We start from the raw sequence: 17614 nt of genomic DNA, 5'->3' as shown, positions 1-17614 counted from the left end.
GCTCGTGGACGGGTCAAGCCTCGACGGGTTCGCCGGCCATCCTCGGGTCCGTCCCGGCGTGGTCGTGGGACGCGGCGGCGGCGGATTGCGGCCTCGTCGGGGGCATCGCCCGCAGCTTCGCAATGATGGGCGGGAGCTTGGCGAGCAAGTGGTCGAGCTCGGCGGCTGTGTTGTCAATGCCGAAGCTGAACCGGACGCTTCCGCGGGCGCGGCGCGCGTTCACGCCCATCGCGGTGAGCACGTGCGACGGATGCAGCGAGCCCGTCGTGCACGCGGAACCGCTCGATGCGCAGATGCCTTCCTGGTCGAGCAGCATCAGCACCGCCTCGGCCTCCACGGATTCGAAGGCGATGTTGCTCGTGTTTGGAAGCCGCGGTTCCTTCGCGCCATTGCGCACGCAGGTTGGAATCATCGAGAGGACGGCCTGCTCGAAGCGGTCGCGGAGTCCGCGGATGCGCGTGTCTTCCTCGCGCAGGTTCGCCGTCGCGAGTTCGGCCGCCCGGCCGAAGCCGACGATGTAGGGGACATTCTGGGTGCCTGCGCGGCGCCCGCGTTCCTGCTGGCCGCCGATGAGATAGGGTTGAAACCTGGCGTTGCGCTTCACGAAGAGCGCGCCGATCCCCTTCGGCGCATGCATCTTGTGCGCGGAGAGTGAAAGGAAATCGCAATCGAGCGCGCGAACATCAATCGGCAGCTTGCCCGCGACTTGCACCGCGTCGGTGTGGAAGATCGCGCCCTTGCTGTGGCAGATTGCGGCGATCTCCTCGATCGGGAACAGCACGCCGGTCTCGTTGTTCGCCCACATCACGGACACGATCGCGGTGTCGGGCTGGATGGACTTCTCGACCAGGTGCAGGTCGAGCGCGCCGTCGGAATCAACCGGCAGGTAGGTGACTTCGTAGCCGCGGCGATCGAGGTAGGCGCCGAAGTTCATGTTCGCCGAATGTTCGACGGCCGTGGTGAGCACGTGGCGCCGGCCGGGTTGGGTGACCAGCGCGCTGTGCAGCGCGGCGTTGCTCGACTCGGTCCCGCAGCTCGTGAAGACGATTTCGCCCGGCTCGGCGTTGAGCATCGCGGCGAGCTGTTCGCGCGCGGTGTCAACATGCCGGGCGACTTGCCGCCCGAAGTGGTAACCGCTCGATGCATTGCCCCAGAGGTCCGTGAGAAACGGGCGCATTGCCTCGAACACCTCCGGCGCGATGCGCGTAGTGGCGTTGTTGTCGAAGTAATGGACGGCGCGCTGGTTCATGTTCGACCCGGCCCGGCCCAACGCGGCCGGACTCGATGGGCCGCCAGTCTAGGCGCGGCGTGCCGTTGCGCAAGCGCGCAAGTGCCGGGATGTCGGGACCACGCGGCTTGACGTCCGCCCCGCGGCAGGGCATCAACTCGCCATGCTTCGCCGACTCATTGCGCTTGTGTTGGTTGCGTCCGCCCCCGCCGCGTCCCGTTCCGCCGAGGCGCCGTTCCGGGTGGACCACGCCTCGCCGCTGCAGGCCGAGGCAAAGCAACTCGACCAGCGGGACTCATTCACGCTCGTCCGCGTCGAGTTCAACGGCATCGAGGGCGATCGCGTGCCGGGACACCTCTACCTTCCGCGAAACCCCACGGGCCGCGCGCCCGCCGTGCTGGTGCAGCACGGCATTGGCGACAAGAAACAAGCCGAATACATCGTGCAGACCTGCCGCATCCTCGCCTCGCGAGGCGTCATCGCGCTCGGCATCGACGCGCCGAACCGCGGCGAGCGCAAAGACGCGGCCGGCCCGGAGAAAACCTCGTTGCTCGACCCGTCCTCCGTCCACAAGTGGTTTCGCCAGCACTGCGGCGATTACAGCCGGGCCTTCGACTACCTCGCCTCGCGCGACGACGTGGACAAGGACCGACTCGGCTACATCGGCTTCAGCTGGGGCGCGATCACCGGCATCACTTACTCCGCGCATGACCCGCGTGTGAAGGCCCTGGCCTCCATCGGCGGCGGCGGCAACCTCGTCGGCTTCCTCGGTCTCCCGCCCGTGCCGGGCGCGGACAAGAAATCGCCGCCGTCGCTCGACCCCGCGCACAACGTCGGCGGTTACGTCCCGCGTCCGCTGCTCTTCATCAACGGCCGCAAGGACACGATCGTTTTCCCGCCCTTCGCCGAGGCGCTGCACAAGGCCGCGGGCGCGACCGCGAAGGTCGAGTGGTATGACACCGACCACTATTTCCAAGGAGTGGACCGCGAGAAAATCCTCGGCGGCGTGGTGGACTTCATGAAGTCGAAGCTGTCCGCGAAGAAGTAGCGGCGTCCGGCGGGCGCGAGCCCGCATCTATCCAAACAACGCCCGTGCCGCCGAGATGTCCGCGGCAATCTGGGTCTTGAGCGCATCGAGCGACGGGAACTTGCGCTCGTCACGAAGCTTCTCGATGAACGTGATTTCCAATTCCTGCCCGTAGAGGTCGGCGTCGAAATCGAGCAAGTGCGCCTCCACTTGCGCCGCGGCCGCGGGCGCGACCGTCGGGCGGACGCCGATGTTCACGACCGCGCGATGCGCGCGACCGCCCGCGGTCGCGCGCGCAGCGTAAACACCGTTCGGCGGCAGCAACAACCCGGCGGTGTCGAGGTTGGCCGTCGGGAAACCGAGCTTCCGCCCGAATCGCGCGCCGGACACGACGCCGCCTGACAGCGACCACACGCGGCCGAGCATTTGCGACGCGCCATCAAGGTCACCTGCGCGGATGGCGTCCCGGATGCGCGTGCTGCTGACGACTTCGCCATCGAGCGAGACCGCGGCCAGGCCATGGACTTGGAAGCCGAGTTCGCGGCCGAGTTCGCGGAGGGACGCCACGGTGCCGGAGCGCTGGTGTCCAAAAGTGAAGCTCGCGCCGACGCACACCCCGTGGATGTGCCCGAAGCCGCCGGCGAGCGAGCGGACGAACGCCTCGCCCGTCTGTTCGCTGAACGCCTTGTCGAAGCGAATGAGCAGCGTCGCATCCACGCCGAGCGACCCGATGACGCGGAGTTTTTGCGGCAGCGAGTAAAGGAGCGGCGGCGTGCGTTCCGGTGCCAGGACGGCGTTCGGATGGCGGTCGAAAGTGACCACAACGGCGAGCGCCTCGTGCTGCCGGGCGTCTGCGACGGTCTGACGGATCACTTGCTGGTGGCCGAGGTGGACGCCGTCGAACACGCCGATGGCGAGGCACACGCGGCGCGGCGCGGCGCCGAGTTCGGCTGCGGTCCGGAGGACGTTCACCCGCGCAGCGTGGTGCGCGGTGCGCGGTGCGTGAAGGAAAAACTGCCGGCGCGGCCCGTCGTGGATCCCTTGGGCGGCCCGGCTGGAGCTTCGAACTTCATGGAGCGGGCTTGGATTCGTTGCGGACCTGCTCCTTCCTTTCCTCGAGCTCGGCGGCGGCGGATTTGCGGTCGCTGACAAGCTGCTTCTGCAGTTGCTCGAACGCCTCGGCATCGCCCTTGTCCGCGGCCTCTTGCAGTTTGCCGCGGATGAAGATCTCCCGGTCGGCGATCTTCGCCTTGTATTCGGCATCGAGCTCGGCGAGCCGGCGCTTCTGCGAGTCGGTGAGTTTGGCGACCGGCGATTGCTTCGCGAGCCGCTCCATGGCCAGTTCGAAGGAGGATTTCATCTTGAGTTCAGGCTACGGCGCCGCGGGGGGCGGTTTCTTCTTCCACGGCATGTCGGGGAACTTCTCCGGCAGCTTGATCGCGGCCGGCTTGGGCTGGACGAGCTGCAGTTCCGGGTCGGGCGGCGCGGCGGTCGCGGGCGAGTTCATATTGCCCTTCCATGAGGCGATGCGCGCCTGCAAGCCATGATGTTCCGCGGTCAGCTTGTTGCCGGACTTCATGTAGAAGAGCGAGAGGTTGGTGTGGACCAGTTGCTCGGCGGGGCGGAGCTTCTCGGCCTTGTGCCCCTCGGCGATGGCCGAGGGGAGGTCGCCTTTGCGGTAGAGCGCCATGCCAAGCGCGAGTTGGGCGTCGAAGTGCGCCGGGTCGGCCGCGAGGATTTCCCGCAACAGCATGATGCACGCATCGTAGTCGCCCTGGCTGAAGGCAAACATCGCGTCGTCGTAGCGTTGAAGCGCGTCGGTCATGCGTCGTGTCCGACACTAGGCGGACGGAGGCGGCGCGGCAAGGATCGCGGCCGGTGCAAAGTGAAGTCGGGTCTTCACCCGATTTCGGGACGTCCATCGGCGGGCGGCCAGCGTTGTGCTGGTTTCTCAGCCATGAAAGCCGCTGTCTTCTTTGAACGGGATGGAGTGCTCAACGAAGTGCAGACCGTCCGCGGCCAGCAGTTGCCGCCGCTGACGTTCGACGAGTTTCGCGTGCGCGCCGAGGTCGCTGCCCCGCTCCAGCAACTGAAGGCGGCTGGGTTTGTCCTGGTCGTGACAACGAATCAACCCCTCGTCTCGCAGGGGCTCCTGCCACGGCGCGAGATGGACCTGATGCACGACCGCCTGCGCCGTCTGTTGCCGCTGGATGACCTGCTCGTGTGCCCTCACGAGGAATCGGACCGTTGTCCCTGCCGCAAGCCCCGCACCGGGTTGCTCATCGAGGCCGCCTTCAAGTGGCACCTCGACATGGACCGGTGCTTCATGGTGAGCGACAAGTGGCAGGACGCCGCCGCCGCGGAAGTCGCGGGTTGCACGTCGGTCCTCATCCGTTCCCCGTGGAACGGCGGCGGGCATCATGATTTTGTCGTGCCGTCGCTCGCGGGCGCGGTGGGCAAGATTCTTCAATTCCACTCGCCCGGCGCGGTCGCCGCGCACCGTCACGTCGCGTGAAATCCCGAGCCGTCATGCGCCAGCCTCACGCATCCAGCGGCGGGATTCTTTTGCGCGTGGAGTTTGCGCCCGCGCGAGCGGTTCGGTTGCCGGTGAGGGTGCTTCGGAAATCCGGCTCCGCGGCGCTTTGGCGCGACGCCGGCGCGGCCGAATGGGCGCGCCTCGGGCCCGCTTCACTTCTTGGGCTTGATCCCGACAGGTTCTTTCTTCGTTGAGGCCTTCTTCTCGTCGTCCTTCGTGGGCGGCCCCGTGACGGGCGCCTGCGGTGGCGGCGGCTTCGGAAACATCCGCGGGTCGTAGGGAGGAAGGTCGTTCGTGGAGACCAAGCGCAAGCCGCCGGAGACGACCACGCGATCGCGTTCGTCGAGTTTGAGGATCGGACGCGAGTTGCCGAAGTCGTAGGTCGCGCGGCCGATGAGTTCGCCGTCCGCCGTCACGATGCAATGCGTGAACGAGCGGCGATAGGATTGGTAGAGCACGTGGAGGTTGCTGTAGCGATCCATCTGCGCCTCGGGGGCGGCGAACGCAACGTAAGTCCCGAGCGACACGGCGCGGATCGGGTTTTGGTCCGAAGCATCCGCGAGCCGGTAATAGAGGCGGATCTGGTCGGCCATCCGCAACTGGATGATCGCAAACCGGCGCGTCTCGGGCGCCGCCGCCGCCTCACCCGCACGCGGGGGCACGCCGAATTCCGCCTCCCAAAGGCGCAAGCCGCGCACGACCTCGAAGCGGAAGGGAACCGGGCTGGTGAGTTCGACGCCGAGTTCGCGCACGCGGACCGTGGCCGTGGCTGTGTAAAAGCCCGTGGCATTCAAGTCGTAGGCGGGCGTGACTTCCACCTTGCGGATTCCCTCGAAGCCCGGCTCCAGGTCAAACTCGCTCGAGACATCCAGCGCACGGAGCTTCGGCACCTGCTTGCGATCCTGCGTGGACAGCGAAAACCTCAGCCACTCCGGGTCGTCGCCGAAATGGAGCCGACGCCCGGACGCGTTCTTGATGCGGACGAGGAGTTGCACCGTCTCCCCGGAGAGAAAGACAGCCTGTGGCGCGTCCACCTCGATGCGAACGGGCTGCGCCCAAGCCTCGGCAACGAGAACAAGCGCCGCAGTCAGCAGCCGCATCAGGAACTTCATGGTCGCAGTCTAGTGCGCGCCGCAGGGCGTGCCAAGCAGCAAAACCCGCGTCACGCCGCGGCGTCCGCGAGAATCCAATCCGCCGCGGCGGCGCAGTCGTCCACCACCACGAGCGACTGGCGCGGGCCGGTGAAGTCACGCTCCGTCTGCGCGCCGTAGCCGGTGCGCACGAGCAGACTGCGCCGCACGCCCGCGTTCCAGCCGCACTGCACATCGATGGGCTTGTCGCCCACCATGTAGCTCCGCGCAAGGTCCACGCCGAACTCGTCCCGCGCATCGTGCAGGAATGCCGGCGACGGTTTCCGGCCGCGACTCGGCGCCTCGGGAGCTTCGGGCGAGAAGTAAACCTTCGTGAAACGCACGCCGTCGCCCTCCAAGGCGGCGACCAGCCGTGCGTTGACGCGGTGCATGTCCGCCTCCGAGTAGTAACCGCGGCCGATGCCAGACTGGTTGGTGACGATGATGAGCAGGAAGCCCGCGTCTTGCAGCCTCTTCAATGCCTGCGGCACGCCGGGCAGCATCTCGACTTGCGCCGGGTCGCTCAGATAGTTCCGGTCCACGATCAGCGTGCCGTCGCGGTCGAGGAAGACAGCCTTCATGGCTCGCGGCGAAAGCTGTCCGCCAATTCCGCAGGAGTGACCGTGGCGGTGCCGACCTTGCCGACCACGACGCCCGCGGCGTGGTTCGCGAGAAGCGCCGCCTCGACCGGCGAGGCGCCCGCGGCGATGGCGAGCGTGAACGTGGCGATCACCGTGTCGCCCGCGCCCGACACGTCGAAGACCTCCCGGGCCATCGTGCCGACATGGAACGGCCGCTGCCCGCGCTGGCAGAGCAGCAAGCCGTGCTCGCCCAGCGTGATGAGCAGCAGCGCGCACTGCAAATCGCGCAGCAGCTTGTCGCCGACGCCGAGCAGCGCCTCATCCTCGAGCGGCGGAATGTCGCGTGGGGACTGGGGGACGCCCGCGAGTTCGAACGCCTCCTTTCGGTTTGGCGTCACGAGCGAGAGCCCGCGCAGGTCGAGGTGATGCACGGGCTTCGGGTCGAGGCTCAGCCACACGCCGCGCGCCTTGCACACGCGCCGCAACCCGTCCAGCAGCGACTGCGTCACCACGCCTTTGCCGTAATCGCCCACGATCACGGCGTCCGAATCAGGCACGGCCTCGGCGGCAGCCTCCAACAACCGGCGGGCGGCTTTCGCGTCCAGTTCCTCACGCGACTCGCGATCCACGCGCGCCACGTGCTGATGGTGCGCGATCACACGGATCTTCTTGGTCGTGATGCGTGAGGCCACGGGGAGCAGCCCGCCGCAGCCGACCCGTTGCTCGCCCAGCAGGCCGAGCAACTGCCGCGCGCCGGCATCGTGCCCGGTCACGCCGAAAAGTTCCGCCGTCGCGCCGAGCGCGGTGAGGTTGCGCGCGACGTTGGCCGCGCCGCCGGGCATGAAACTCTCGCGCTCGAACTCCACCACCGGCACCGGGGCCTCCGGCGAGATGCGCGACACCCGGCCCCAGATGAACTGGTCGAGCATCACGTCGCCCACCACGAGCACCCGCGCGCGCGCGCCCGCGGCGAGCAGGCGGCGGACGCGCGGAACGCTGATCGTGTGGACGCGGCGCTTCATGGCGTGTCGAGGAAGGCTGTCATCGGGCTCGTGGCGCCCGCGGTGAGCTGCTGCGCGGCAAGGCCGATTTCAAACGCCCCGCGCCCGGCCTCGACCGCAAGCTTGAACGCCGCGGCCATTCTTGACGGGTCGCCGGCCACGGCAATCGCGGTGTTCACGAGCACGGCGTCGGCGCCGAGTTCCATGGCCTCGGCCGCATGGCTGGGCGCGCCGATGCCGGCATCCACTACGACCGGGACCGTGGCTTGCTCGATGATGATGCGGAGCTGGTCGCGGGTTTGCAGGCCGCGGTTGGAGCCGATGGGCGAGCCGAGCGGCATCACGGTCGCGCAGCCGGCGTCCTGCAGCCGCTTCGCGAGCACGGGGTCGGCATTGATGTAAGGGAGCACGGTGAAGCCTTCCTTCACAAGCAACTCGGCGCCGCGCAGCGTCTCCACCGGGTCGGGCAGCAGGTAGCGCGGGTCGGGGTGAATCTCGAGCTTCACCCACTTCGGCAGCCCGGCCGCGGCGGCGAGGCGGGCGAGCCGGACGGCTTCGTCCGCAGTCATCGCTCCGCTGGTGTTGGGCAGGAGCAGGTAGCGCTTCGGGTCGATGAAATCGAGGATGTTGGCGAAAGGGTCGCCCTTGCCCGAGAGGTCCGCGCGGCGCAGCGCGACGGTGACAAGCTCGCACCCGCTGGCGTCCAGCGCGGCGCGCATGGCCACGGGCGAGGAGAACTTGCCCGTGCCGAGGATGAGCCGCGAACGAAACTCGCGGCCGGCGATGACCAGCTTCGACATCGCGGCGAGCGTAGGAGTTCGGCTGGCGGCGCGGAAGCATCAAGTTCTTCCCGTCGCCCCGCGGTCGCGTGTCAGTGCATTTCCACGTCGCACGTTCCGATGCCGCCTCGGTAGTAGTTGAACTGCACGTTCGGATGGTCCGCGAGCAGCGACATCGGCACGGAGCTGTCGGGGAGCTTTTGCGAGATCATGAACGCGGTCAGCCGCTGGCCGAACGGGTTGTCGTGCGTGCCGGCGTGCCAGATGGAGACTTTCTCCGCCTTCCACGTTTCGACCGGGCCGACGCTGATGGCCTGCGTGGGCACGAGCGAGATGTTGCCGCCGCCGGATGTGCGCGCGTTTTGCGCGACCGTCAGCGGATGGAGGTCGACCACGCGCGTGGCGAGTTTGCGATACTCGGCGGGCGGCGGCGGCGAGTGCTTCCACTTGCCGGCGCGGCGGGGCGGGTCGTTGAAGGCCCAGTGTTTCACGTCGCCCTGCCCGCCTTGCATCACGGCGCAACGCACGCCGGAGTCCCAGCTCGCCCGGTAGGCGCGCGTGTCGCCCTTGGGGAAGTGCAGGTTCGCATCCGGCATCACGAGTTCGCGGCGGATGCGGCTGAAGCACATCTCGCGGTCGGCCTTCTCGAAGGACAGCGGATGCGAGACGGGCGTCTCGCGTCCGTCGAGGAACCACTCGTCCATTCCCCAGAAGTGCGCGGAGCGGATGCCCAGCCCGAGTTCGTTCACGATGCGCGCGACGAGCGGCAGCTGCTCGGTCGGCCCGATGGGGCCGCAGATGCCGACCGGGTTGTCGGGCGTGGATTGCTTCCACGCCGTGATGTATTCGAGCGCCTCGGCGAGGTAGAAGTCTTCGAGCGTGTCGTAGAGCACGACCTTGAATCCGGGGCGGGTGAGCCGTTGCAACTTCTCCACCGTGAGCTTGGCGGCCGCGGCGATGATGCCGGAATCGAGCGTCGTGTAATCCCACCAGTCGGGCGCGATGGACGAGAGTTTGCGTGCCATGATGCGGGAGTTGTAAACGCGGTCCCGCCGGGCGCGAAGAAAAAACCACGGGCGGCCACGGCCTAGCCCGTGCGAAAACCGGCCGGCGGTTTTCTCGGTTGAAATCGTCTTCGCCCCGTTCAATGATGCGGCGAAGGGAACACGCGGCGAAAGGTGGCCGGGTCTTCCAAACCCATGCGCACTCCGAGCATCCCGAAGCCCAGGCGAAAAATACTGGTCATCGAGGACGATCCGGCGCTGCGGCACACGATGACGCTGGTCCTCCCTCCGCGCGAAGGGCCACGACCCTTCGCGAACCGGCTGAATGAGTCGAAGCCCCGTTGCACCGCCTCTCCCGCACCGGATGAAAACCACGCGACGTGAGTTTCTCTCGGGCGTCTGGGCTGCAGCCGCGGCAAGTGCCGCCGGCTGCGCAACCATTTCAGTCCCGGAAGTCACCGGACCGCTGATCGACACCCACACGCACTTCTACGACCCGGCCCGGCCGCAGGGCGTGCCGTGGCCGGGCAGGAACGACCCGCTCCTCTACCGCACTGTCCTGCCGAAGGATTATCGCGCGTTGCCCCAGCCGCGTCGGGTGACGGGCACGGTCGTCGTCGAAGCCAGCCCGTGGATTGAGGACAACCAGTTCATCCTCGACCTCGCCGCGAAGGACCCGTTCATCGTCGGGTTCGTCGGAAACCTTCCCGAGGACTCGGCGGAGTTTCGCGCGGGGTTGAAGCGCTTCGCGACCAACCCGCTCTTTCGGGGCATCCGCATCGTGCACCCGCGCGTGGTGAAGTCGCTCGCCGACCCGGCGAAACTCGCCGACCTTGCGCTGCTCGTCGAGCACGACCTCGAACTCGACTTGAACGGCGGCCCGGCGCTCCTCGCGGCCGCCGACCGGCTTGCCGCCGCGTTGCCGGGGTTGCGGATCGTCATCAACCACGTCGCCAACGTGAAGATTGACGGCAAGGCGCCGCCTGCCGACTGGCTCCGCGGCATGGACGCCTGCGCGCGGCATCCGAAGGTCTTTTGCAAAGTTTCCGCGCTCGTCGAGGGCACCGGCCGCACCGACGGCACCGCGCCGCGCGATGTGGAATTCTACCGCCCCGTGCTCGACGCCGTGTGGGAGCGCTTCGGCGCCATGCGGCTCATCTACGGCAGCAACTGGCCCGTGAGCGAACGATTCGCCAGTTGCGCGACCGTGCAACAGGTCGTGCTCGATTACTTCACCGCGAAGGGATCGAGCGCAGCCGCCCGGTTTTTCTCAGCGAACGCGCGCGCGGCTTACAAGTGGGTGGCGCGACCGGCCTAGACCTTTGGCTCCCAGCCGGGGCGGTACTCGCGCTTCCAGAACTTCTGCGCCTCGGGGTTGTTGAGGATGCGGCCGGTCTTCGGGTCCACGTTCAACACGGTGCCGCTGCGCAGCGCGATGTTGCCGAGGTGGCAGAGCATCGTGCTCTTCTGTCCCTCGACGATCGGCGAGTTGAGCGGCGTGTTCTTGCGGATGGCGTCGGCGAAATTCTGGAAGTGCGGCAGGTCGCCGCCGCCGGGGCCGCCGGTCTTCTTCGACACTTCCTTCCCGTCCATGTCGAAGATGGTGTAGTCGTTGCCGCCGGTCATGATCATCGAGCCGCCGTCGCCGTAGAATGAGACGAATGGGATCTTCTCGCCCTTGCGCGCATTGCACGAGCTGTCGTCCCACGACGCGCCGGATTTGCCGAAGTCGAACACCGCGGAACCGGTGTCGGGCGTCTCCTGGTCATCGTCGAAGTGGTAGCGGCTGCCGAGAAAGGTGACGCGCCGCGGGTAGTCCACGCCGAGGCCCCAGCGCGAGACGTCGAGCGCGTGGATGCCGTTGTTCGCCAGCTCGCCGCCGCCGTAGTGCCAGTGCCAGTGCCAGTTGTAGGGATGGAGGTTGTCCTTGTAAGGGCGCTCGGGTGTCGGTCCCTGCCAGAGCGTCCAGTCGAGCGTGTCCGGCACCGGCGCGGGCTTGCCTTTCTTGATGTCGCGGCGCGCGTTGTTATACCAGGTGCGGCTGAAGAGCACGCGGCCGATGGCGCCCTCGCGGAGTTTCTGGATGCCCTCGATCACGTTCGGGTAGCTGCGGCGCTGGTTGCCCATCTGCACCTTGCGGTTGTGTTTCGCGGCCGCTGCGACCAACTGTTCGGCTTCCCACGGATTATGCGAGCCGGGCTTCTCGACATACACGTGCTTGCCGGCCTGGATCGCCATGATCGCCGCGATGGCGTGCCAGAAGTTCGGCATCGCGATCGACACGGCGTCCACCGACTTGTCCTCAAGGATGCGCCGGAAGTCGCCGACGGACTTTGCCTCGCGCTCCTGCTTGCCCGACACGGCCTTGAGCCCGCCCGCGGCGCGGTTCTTGTCCACATCGCACACGTAGCCGACCTCGACGTTCTTCACACCGAGATGCCCGCTGACGTGCGCGAGCCCCCGGCTCAAGCCGATGACGCCCACGACGAGTCGCTCGCCGGGGCTGCCCTGTGCGAAGACGGCGGGCGGCGTGCCCGCGGCGACCATCGCGCCGATGGCGCTGGAGGACTTGATGAAGTGGCGGCGATTCATGGACGGGGCGGCGGTGTTCATGGGGAGTTGGATGCGGTCGCGGATTCGGTGATTCACGGGATGCGCGGTTGTAGGCGCGGCCGCGGCCGAAGGCAAGCCCGCCGGCGCGTGCAGGCGCTCAACGCGCCGCGCGACCCGCGAAGCCATACAACCGCGCCGCGGTGCCGCCGAGCACCTTCGCAATGTCCGCCGGGGGCAGGTGCCCGAGCAACGCGGCCACCTTCTCCCGATACCCGCGATAGGATGCTGGCGTGGCGTCTTCGCCGAAGCCGCCGCCGTAGATGAGCCGGTCCGCGCCGAACGCGTCCGCGATCTGCCGGACAATCGGCCGCACGTCTCGGTGCGGATACTGCGCGGGCTCGGGGAGCGACGAGATCTTCATCACGGTGTTCGGGAAACGCGACCAGCGCACGACGCGCGCGTGTTCCTCGATCGTCGCCTGCAGCGGCCGGCCGAGATGGTCGATGATCACGCGCGTCTGCTTGAACTCCTCGATGAGCGGCTCGAACCCCGCGGCGTAGCGCGGCTCGAAATGGAGCTGGACCATCAGCCCCGCATCCGCGGCCGCGCGCCAGAACGCGCGCAGCTCGGGCTTGCCCAGGGGCGGCAGCCGGTCCGGCGCATACGCGTGGATGCGCGCCGCGACGAGCCTGTCGCCAAGTTGCCTCGCCAGCGCTGAGAGGGCGTCCACGGAGCCGGGCTTGTCCGCGAACAACAGGCACGTGCCCTTGAGGCGCCGCCCACCGACGGCGAGGCAGTGTTCGAGATATCGATGGTCGTCCTGATACGGCTCCGGATGCACGATGACCGCGAAGTCCACACCCGCGCCGTCCATGCACTTGAGCAAATGCTCGGGTGTGGCGGATTTCTCGGGGCGATACGGCGCGCGCTCGTGATACGGGAAGCGCGCGTCGTCCTTCCCCGCGAAGCAATGCAGATGTGTGTCGACCACCGGCGCTGCGCTGGCGGGCGCTGCGGGCGAGAGCGTGGGGGGCGCGAGTGTCGCGGCGATCGCGGTCGCGGAGCGTTCGAAGAATTGACGGCGGTTCATGAAGTGGCGGGTTGGCAACCGCGGGCTTGTGACGCTGGAGCCAGTAAGAGGATTTGAACCTCCGACCAACGGTTTACAAAACCGCTGCTCTACCACTGAGCTATACTGGCGTCCGCCCCGGCTGGCGTCCGACCCGGCTGGAATCAAATCAGCCCCGCCGGAACACGCCGCAAGGTAGCCGTGACGCTGTCGCGCGGTCAAGGAACCGGGCGTGTGGTGTCATGTGGTTTTCAAGGTCGCCGACGCGCGGGTCTGAGGTGACTCGAGGGGCGGCCACTTGAAGTTCCGGTGCTCGGGTGCGCCATGGCGGGGGCCGCGCAGGGTGCGGCATGGGGCCGGCGGAGGGCTTCCGGCTTGGGCATGGAGGATACAGCTTTCATGCGCTCACCATTCGTTTTCGCCACAAACCGGGGTTCCCAGGCCCCGGTTTGTGGGGTTTTCTACGGTCCCATAAAACGCCCGTGCGAAGGGCGTGTCAGGGGGTGGAGCAATACTGCAGAGGATCTGGGGAAATGCGTGTTCAGCCGCGCTTTGGCCCGATCCTGAACGAGCCGGCAGGGGCCAAAGCCTGCACCCGAATCGCCGCCTACTTCCAAATCATGTCCGCCACCGTGCGGCTCGCGGGGATGAAGGGCAGCACGTGCTCGCTGTAAGGCGTCACGACGTCGAGCACATAGGCGGTCTTCGCATCGAGCATCCGCTGGAGTGCGGCGCGCAGGTCGCGTCGGAACATGACACGCTCGGCGGGGACGTTGAAGGAGTTGGCCACGCGCACGTAGTCGGGATAAATCTGCGCGCGGTCGTCAGGGTTGCCGAGGTAGGTGTGGCCGCGGTTGCCGGCGTAGAAGTTGTCCTCCCATTGCACGACCATGCCGAGGTGTTGGTTGTTCAGGATGATGGCCTTGGCGGCGATCTTCTCGACGTGCGCCGTGGCGAGTTCCTGAATGTTCATCAGGAACGAACCGTCGCCGTCGATGTCAATGACCTGCTTGTCGGGGCAGGCGACCTTTGCGCCGAGCGCCGCCGGGTAGCCGAAGCCCATCGCGCCGAGCCCGGCGCTCGTGATGAACTGCCTCGGAAAGTTGTAGCGATACCACTGGCCCGACCACATCTGGTGCTGTCCCACGCCGGTGGTGATGATGGCTTCGCCTTGCGTGAGTTCCCACAGCATCTCGATGGCCATCTGCGGGAGGATGACCTGGTCTTCCTGTCCCTTAAGATGGTCCTTCATGTGGTCGCTCTGCACGATCTCGGGGGTGACGGCGTATTGGAACGGCGCGCGCGACTTCCACTCGGCGATCCGCTTGTGCCACGCGGCGTAGGTCCTGGCCGGCGGCCGGCGCGTGATGTGCGCGTTCAACCGGCGCAAGGTGTCGCGAATGTCGCCGACGACGGGCAGGTGCGCGCGGCGGTTCTTGTTGAGTTCCGAGGCGTCGATGTCCACGTGCACGATCGTGCCGTGCTTGCAGAACTCCTCGAACTTGCCGGTGACGCGGTCATCGAAACGCACGCCAAACGCCAGCAGCAGGTCCGCGCCATCCTGGAGCTTGATCATCGGCTCGGCGGGACTCTTGCGTTGCTGGTATTCGCCGTTCACCGCCCAGTTCGCGTAGGCGGCGCCGTGCATTCCAAGCCAGCGCAACGAGAGCGGGTGCGTCTCCGGGAACGCGCCCACGCCCATGAGCGTGGTGGTCACGGGGATTTGCGTGGCCTCGGCAAACTTCCGGAGTTCGCCGGCCGCGCCGCTCGTGATGATGCCGCCGCCGCAATAGAGCACGGGTCGCTCGGCCTTTTCGATGAGGCCGAGGATCTCCTGCAACGCGACCTCGTCGGCGCGCAGGTCGGGCTGCCGGTAGCCCCGCAGGCCCGCCTTCATCTCGTCAAAGGTCAGCCACACGGGCTGGGCTTTCTGTTGCTGGATGTTCTTGGGCAGGTCGATCACCACCGGGCCGGGGCGCCCCGTCTGCGCGATGTAAAACGCCTCCTTCACGACGCGCGGGATGTCGTTGATGTCGGTGACGAGATACGAATGCTTCACGATCGGCAGCGTGAGGCCGATCATGTCCGTCTCCTGAAAACCGCCGCGGCCGATCATCGCCTGCGGCACCTGGCCGGTGATGGCGACCAGCGGACAGGAATCCATGTAGGCGTCCGCGATGGCGGTGACGAGGTTGGTCGCACCGGGACCGCTCGTGCCCATGCAGACGCCGGCCTTGCCCGTCGCCCGAGCGTAACCCTCGGCCGCGAAGCTGCCGCCCTGCTCGTGCCGCGGCAGGATGGTGCGAATCTTCGCCGAATGCGTCAGCGACTGGTGGATTTCCATGCTCGCGCCGCCGGGATACGCGAAGATGACCTCGACCCCCTCGCGCTCGAGGGCTTCGACGAGGATGTCGCGGCCGAACCTGGCGGGGCCGACCTCGCGTGCGTCTGCCGGCCGGCGCACGGCCTTGGGCGCGCGGGACTGGGCGGTTTGGGCGGTCTTGCTCATGTGTATTGCGGTTTGCCGGCGGTTCGCAGCCGCGGGCGAACAAAAAACCCACGACCGTTTCCAGCCGTGGGTTGTTGTCGAAATCTGGCGCTCACGCCCGACAAGCAAACCCGGCGGCATCGCCGGTTACGGCGACGACTACCAGCGCGGCTTGAAGGGCGAGTCCGTTCATCGGCGGTGGAGCATATCAATCGATGCAGTCGGGTCAAGGGCTGAAACCGCCACAAATCAGGCCAAGAAGCGCCAATCGCCGCCGTCCGCCGGGCGCGCTACTTGTCCACGACCATGAGCGACGCGCCGCGCTGGTTGAGCACGTATTTCTTGCCGGGCGGCGGCGGCGGGATGGGCTTGATGTAGCCGCGACTGACCAGTTCCTCGATGCCCGAGGCGGGGCGCTTGAAGTCCATCCCGAACTTGCGCGTGGCTTCGTAGATTTCATCGCGGCTGGGCAGTTGGTTCTCGGCCCGCGCCGGGATGGGGGCTGAGGGCTCGAAATTCGCCTTCGGCTGGTCATCCCTTGCAGGCGCGGCGGTTGGCTTGGTGGAACCCGGCGGCTTGGCAATCGCGGGCGGCGGCGCGGAGGGCGGTGGCTCTTCCTTGCAAGCCACCAGCAGCACGATTACGAACGAGGCAAGAACCGGGCTTTTCATGCTGTAAGCAGTTGCCGCCACAGGGCGGACCTCGCGATCCATCACGGCGACGTCGCGTGCTCCTGCATCCAAGCCACGTCGAGGTTGTTTGGCGACGCCTGAAACAGCGGAAGCAACTGACGAAATCTCACGGGTGGCGTCGTCCGCGGGTCCACCCAGCGGTGCATTTCCACGTGGCCGTCGGCAAAGGACAAGACGGAGGCCTTCACGTGGTAAGACCCGGGAAAATCCACGATCAAGTAATCAGCGGGAACGGGCGTCGCGCCGTAGCCGCGGCTCGAAACCCAGAACCACCCGTCGTTGCGGCTGTCTTCGCGCTCGTCCAGGAACACAAAGGCGTCCTGCGGCTTGCGTTTGACGAAGTCGACGTCGCGCCGGTAGCTCTCAAAGGCGGGAGCGAAGTCCGGCGCGCCAAACCCGCGTCCGGGGTTCACCCAACTGTTCATCGAAACCGACCGCACGAGGTTCTTCCCGAAGGCGCTGTCCTGACTGCGGTCCGACGGGCACTTGTAAACCTCGGCGCTCACCACGTAACCGTAGCCGATGGAGCCGTTGGTCACTTGTGACTGCCCTATCAGGTAGTCAGTGTTCGTGTTATCCGGTGTCGAGTTCTGGCAGTCGAGCCAGCCGCGGACCCAGCCACGATTCCCCGGTGACCCGGCGGCGCCGCCGTCCGGGTTCCGCGGCAGGCGCCCGTCAAAATCCCCATTATACATCAGCCAACCGAGTCCCATCTGCTTCATGTTGTTGATGCACTTTGCGCGTCGGCCCTTCTCCTTGGCTTGCGCCAATGCGGGCAGCAACATCCCGGCAAGCAGGGCGATGATTGCGATGACCACGAGCAATTCGATGAGCGTGAACCCAAGCGAATGTTGTTCGCGTCCGGGCTGTGAACCGTGAAGTTGCGGTTTCATAAGTTTGCCTCGTGGATTGGTGAGGTGAGGCGAGGCTAATCGGGCGAATTGGAAAGTCAATCACGCCGGCGCCTCGACGGTGGAACGCAGTTTCATTCAACCCCACTTCGTGCCGCCGGCAAACGTGACCCGCCCGATTCGCAGATCGCGTTTGCGTCCACAGAACCGCTCCGCGAAACTCCGCGGATGCGAGCCATCGCCATCCTCGGCGCCTCCAATGACCGCTCCAAGTTTGGCAACAAGGCCGTCCGCGCCTTCGTCCGCCAGGGCTGGACGGTCTTCCCCGTGAACCCGAGAGAGTCCAACATCGAAGGCATCGCTGTTTACGCGCGCCTCGCCGACATTCCCGCGAAGCTCGACCGCATCAGCGTTTACCTCCCGCCTGCGGTGACCCTGAAGCTCCTGCCCGAAATCGCCTCGAAAGGCTGCGACGAATGCTGGCTGAATCCCGGCGCGGAATCCCCGGAAGTTCTTGCCGAAGCGGGGCGGCTCGGACTGAACGTCATTCAAGCCTGCAGCATCGTGGATGTCGGCGAGTCGCCGGCCGGGCTTTGAACGGCGGGGTGAAATCGCGCCCTCGGATCACTCCTTGCGGACGATCCGCGAGAGCGTGTGCTGGAGGACGATCGCCTC

General features: G+C 66.8%; 18 protein-coding genes and 1 tRNA gene. 4 read left to right on the top strand and 15 right to left on the bottom strand.

What is annotated here, in order from left to right:
• Nucleotides 1–13: 13 nt before the first annotated feature.
• Nucleotides 14–1249, bottom strand: a complete 1236-nt coding sequence (nifS, locus tag FJ386_10820; protein MBM3877200.1) for a cysteine desulfurase NifS — start codon at nucleotides 1247–1249, stop codon at nucleotides 14–16.
• Nucleotides 1250–1391: 142 nt separating this feature from the next.
• On the opposite strand from nifS, the gene FJ386_10815 reads away from it, so the two are divergent.
• Nucleotides 1392–2276: a dienelactone hydrolase family protein gene (locus FJ386_10815; protein MBM3877199.1), complete on the top strand. Its 885-nt coding sequence runs from the start codon at nucleotides 1392–1394 to the stop codon at nucleotides 2274–2276.
• A gap of 27 nt (nucleotides 2277–2303) precedes the next feature.
• Here the strand turns inward: FJ386_10815 and FJ386_10810 are convergent, their stop codons facing one another.
• From FJ386_10810 to FJ386_10800, 3 genes are read right to left on the bottom strand one after another with little or no spacing between them, the layout of a single operon-like run.
• Entirely contained in the window at nucleotides 2304–3440 is a 1137-nt protein-coding gene (locus FJ386_10810; protein MBM3877198.1) for a bifunctional riboflavin kinase/FAD synthetase, read from the bottom strand.
• Nucleotides 3325–3615 carry a hypothetical protein gene (locus tag FJ386_10805; protein ID MBM3877197.1) on the bottom strand — a complete coding sequence of 97 codons (291 nt, stop codon included), beginning with the start codon at nucleotides 3613–3615 and terminating at the stop codon, nucleotides 3325–3327. The genes FJ386_10810 and FJ386_10805 overlap by 116 nt, the downstream gene beginning before the upstream one ends.
• A 12-nt stretch (nucleotides 3616–3627) precedes the next feature.
• Entirely contained in the window at nucleotides 3628–4080 is a 453-nt protein-coding gene (locus tag FJ386_10800; protein ID MBM3877196.1) for a tetratricopeptide repeat protein, read from the bottom strand.
• Between the two features lie 132 nt (nucleotides 4081–4212).
• Here FJ386_10800 and FJ386_10795 point away from each other — a divergent pair, with 132 nt between their 5' ends.
• Complete coding sequence (locus tag FJ386_10795; protein ID MBM3877195.1) at nucleotides 4213–4770, top strand: HAD-IIIA family hydrolase; 558 nt, start codon at nucleotides 4213–4215, stop codon at nucleotides 4768–4770.
• Between the two features lie 173 nt (nucleotides 4771–4943).
• Here FJ386_10795 and FJ386_10790 read toward each other — a convergent pair whose 3' ends face one another.
• The 5 genes from FJ386_10790 to FJ386_10770 form a co-directional block, all read right to left on the bottom strand.
• Nucleotides 4944–5903 carry a hypothetical protein gene (locus FJ386_10790; GenBank protein ID MBM3877194.1) on the bottom strand — a complete coding sequence of 320 codons (960 nt, stop codon included), beginning with the start codon at nucleotides 5901–5903 and terminating at the stop codon, nucleotides 4944–4946.
• A 50-nt stretch (nucleotides 5904–5953) separates the two neighbouring features.
• Complete coding sequence (locus FJ386_10785; protein ID MBM3877193.1) at nucleotides 5954–6502, bottom strand: HAD family hydrolase; 549 nt, start codon at nucleotides 6500–6502, stop codon at nucleotides 5954–5956.
• Nucleotides 6499–7524 carry a D-glycero-beta-D-manno-heptose-7-phosphate kinase gene (gene rfaE1, locus FJ386_10780; GenBank protein MBM3877192.1) on the bottom strand — a complete coding sequence of 342 codons (1026 nt, stop codon included), beginning with the start codon at nucleotides 7522–7524 and terminating at the stop codon, nucleotides 6499–6501. The genes FJ386_10785 and rfaE1 overlap by 4 nt, the downstream gene beginning before the upstream one ends.
• Complete coding sequence (locus FJ386_10775; GenBank protein MBM3877191.1) at nucleotides 7521–8303, bottom strand: thiazole synthase; 783 nt, start codon at nucleotides 8301–8303, stop codon at nucleotides 7521–7523. The genes rfaE1 and FJ386_10775 overlap by 4 nt, the downstream gene beginning before the upstream one ends.
• Before the next feature lie 71 nt (nucleotides 8304–8374).
• Nucleotides 8375–9307: a glucosamine-6-phosphate isomerase gene (locus tag FJ386_10770; protein ID MBM3877190.1), complete on the bottom strand. Its 933-nt coding sequence runs from the start codon at nucleotides 9305–9307 to the stop codon at nucleotides 8375–8377.
• Nucleotides 9308–9611: 304 nt separating this feature from the next.
• On the opposite strand from FJ386_10770, the gene FJ386_10765 reads away from it, so the two are divergent.
• Entirely contained in the window at nucleotides 9612–10604 is a 993-nt protein-coding gene (locus tag FJ386_10765; protein ID MBM3877189.1) for an amidohydrolase, read from the top strand.
• Here the strand turns inward: FJ386_10765 and FJ386_10760 are convergent.
• The 6 genes from FJ386_10760 to FJ386_10735 form a co-directional block, all read right to left on the bottom strand.
• Nucleotides 10601–11878: a Gfo/Idh/MocA family oxidoreductase gene (locus FJ386_10760; protein ID MBM3877188.1), complete on the bottom strand. Its 1278-nt coding sequence runs from the start codon at nucleotides 11876–11878 to the stop codon at nucleotides 10601–10603. The two genes, FJ386_10765 and FJ386_10760, sit on opposite strands and share 4 nt — an antisense overlap.
• 118 nt (nucleotides 11879–11996) lie before the next feature.
• Nucleotides 11997–12929, bottom strand: coding sequence for an amidohydrolase (locus FJ386_10755; GenBank protein MBM3877187.1), 933 nt, complete (start codon nucleotides 12927–12929; stop codon nucleotides 11997–11999).
• Between the two features lie 35 nt (nucleotides 12930–12964).
• Nucleotides 12965–13039, bottom strand: a tRNA-Thr gene (locus tag FJ386_10750).
• Between the two features lie 476 nt (nucleotides 13040–13515).
• Nucleotides 13516–15417, bottom strand: a complete 1902-nt coding sequence (ilvB, locus tag FJ386_10745) for a biosynthetic-type acetolactate synthase large subunit (protein MBM3877186.1) — start codon at nucleotides 15415–15417, stop codon at nucleotides 13516–13518.
• A 269-nt stretch (nucleotides 15418–15686) separates the two neighbouring features.
• The gene (locus FJ386_10740; protein MBM3877185.1) at nucleotides 15687–16067 is read right to left on the bottom strand and encodes a hypothetical protein; all 381 of its coding nucleotides are present in this window, start codon (nucleotides 16065–16067) and stop codon (nucleotides 15687–15689) included.
• A gap of 41 nt (nucleotides 16068–16108) precedes the next feature.
• Complete coding sequence (locus FJ386_10735) at nucleotides 16109–16981, bottom strand: DUF1559 domain-containing protein (GenBank protein ID MBM3877184.1); 873 nt, start codon at nucleotides 16979–16981, stop codon at nucleotides 16109–16111.
• Between the two features lie 186 nt (nucleotides 16982–17167).
• Here FJ386_10735 and FJ386_10730 point away from each other — a divergent pair, with 186 nt between their 5' ends.
• Nucleotides 17168–17536, top strand: coding sequence for a CoA-binding protein (locus FJ386_10730; GenBank protein MBM3877183.1), 369 nt, complete (start codon nucleotides 17168–17170; stop codon nucleotides 17534–17536).
• Nucleotides 17537–17614 lie beyond the last annotated feature (78 nt).

The sequence above is a fragment of the Verrucomicrobiota bacterium genome (assembly GCA_016871675.1).
Lineage (GTDB): Bacteria > Verrucomicrobiota > Verrucomicrobiia > Limisphaerales > VHCN01 > VHCN01.
Note: the sequence above shows the minus strand (reverse complement) of the source record. Positions and strands in the feature narration are given on the sequence as shown.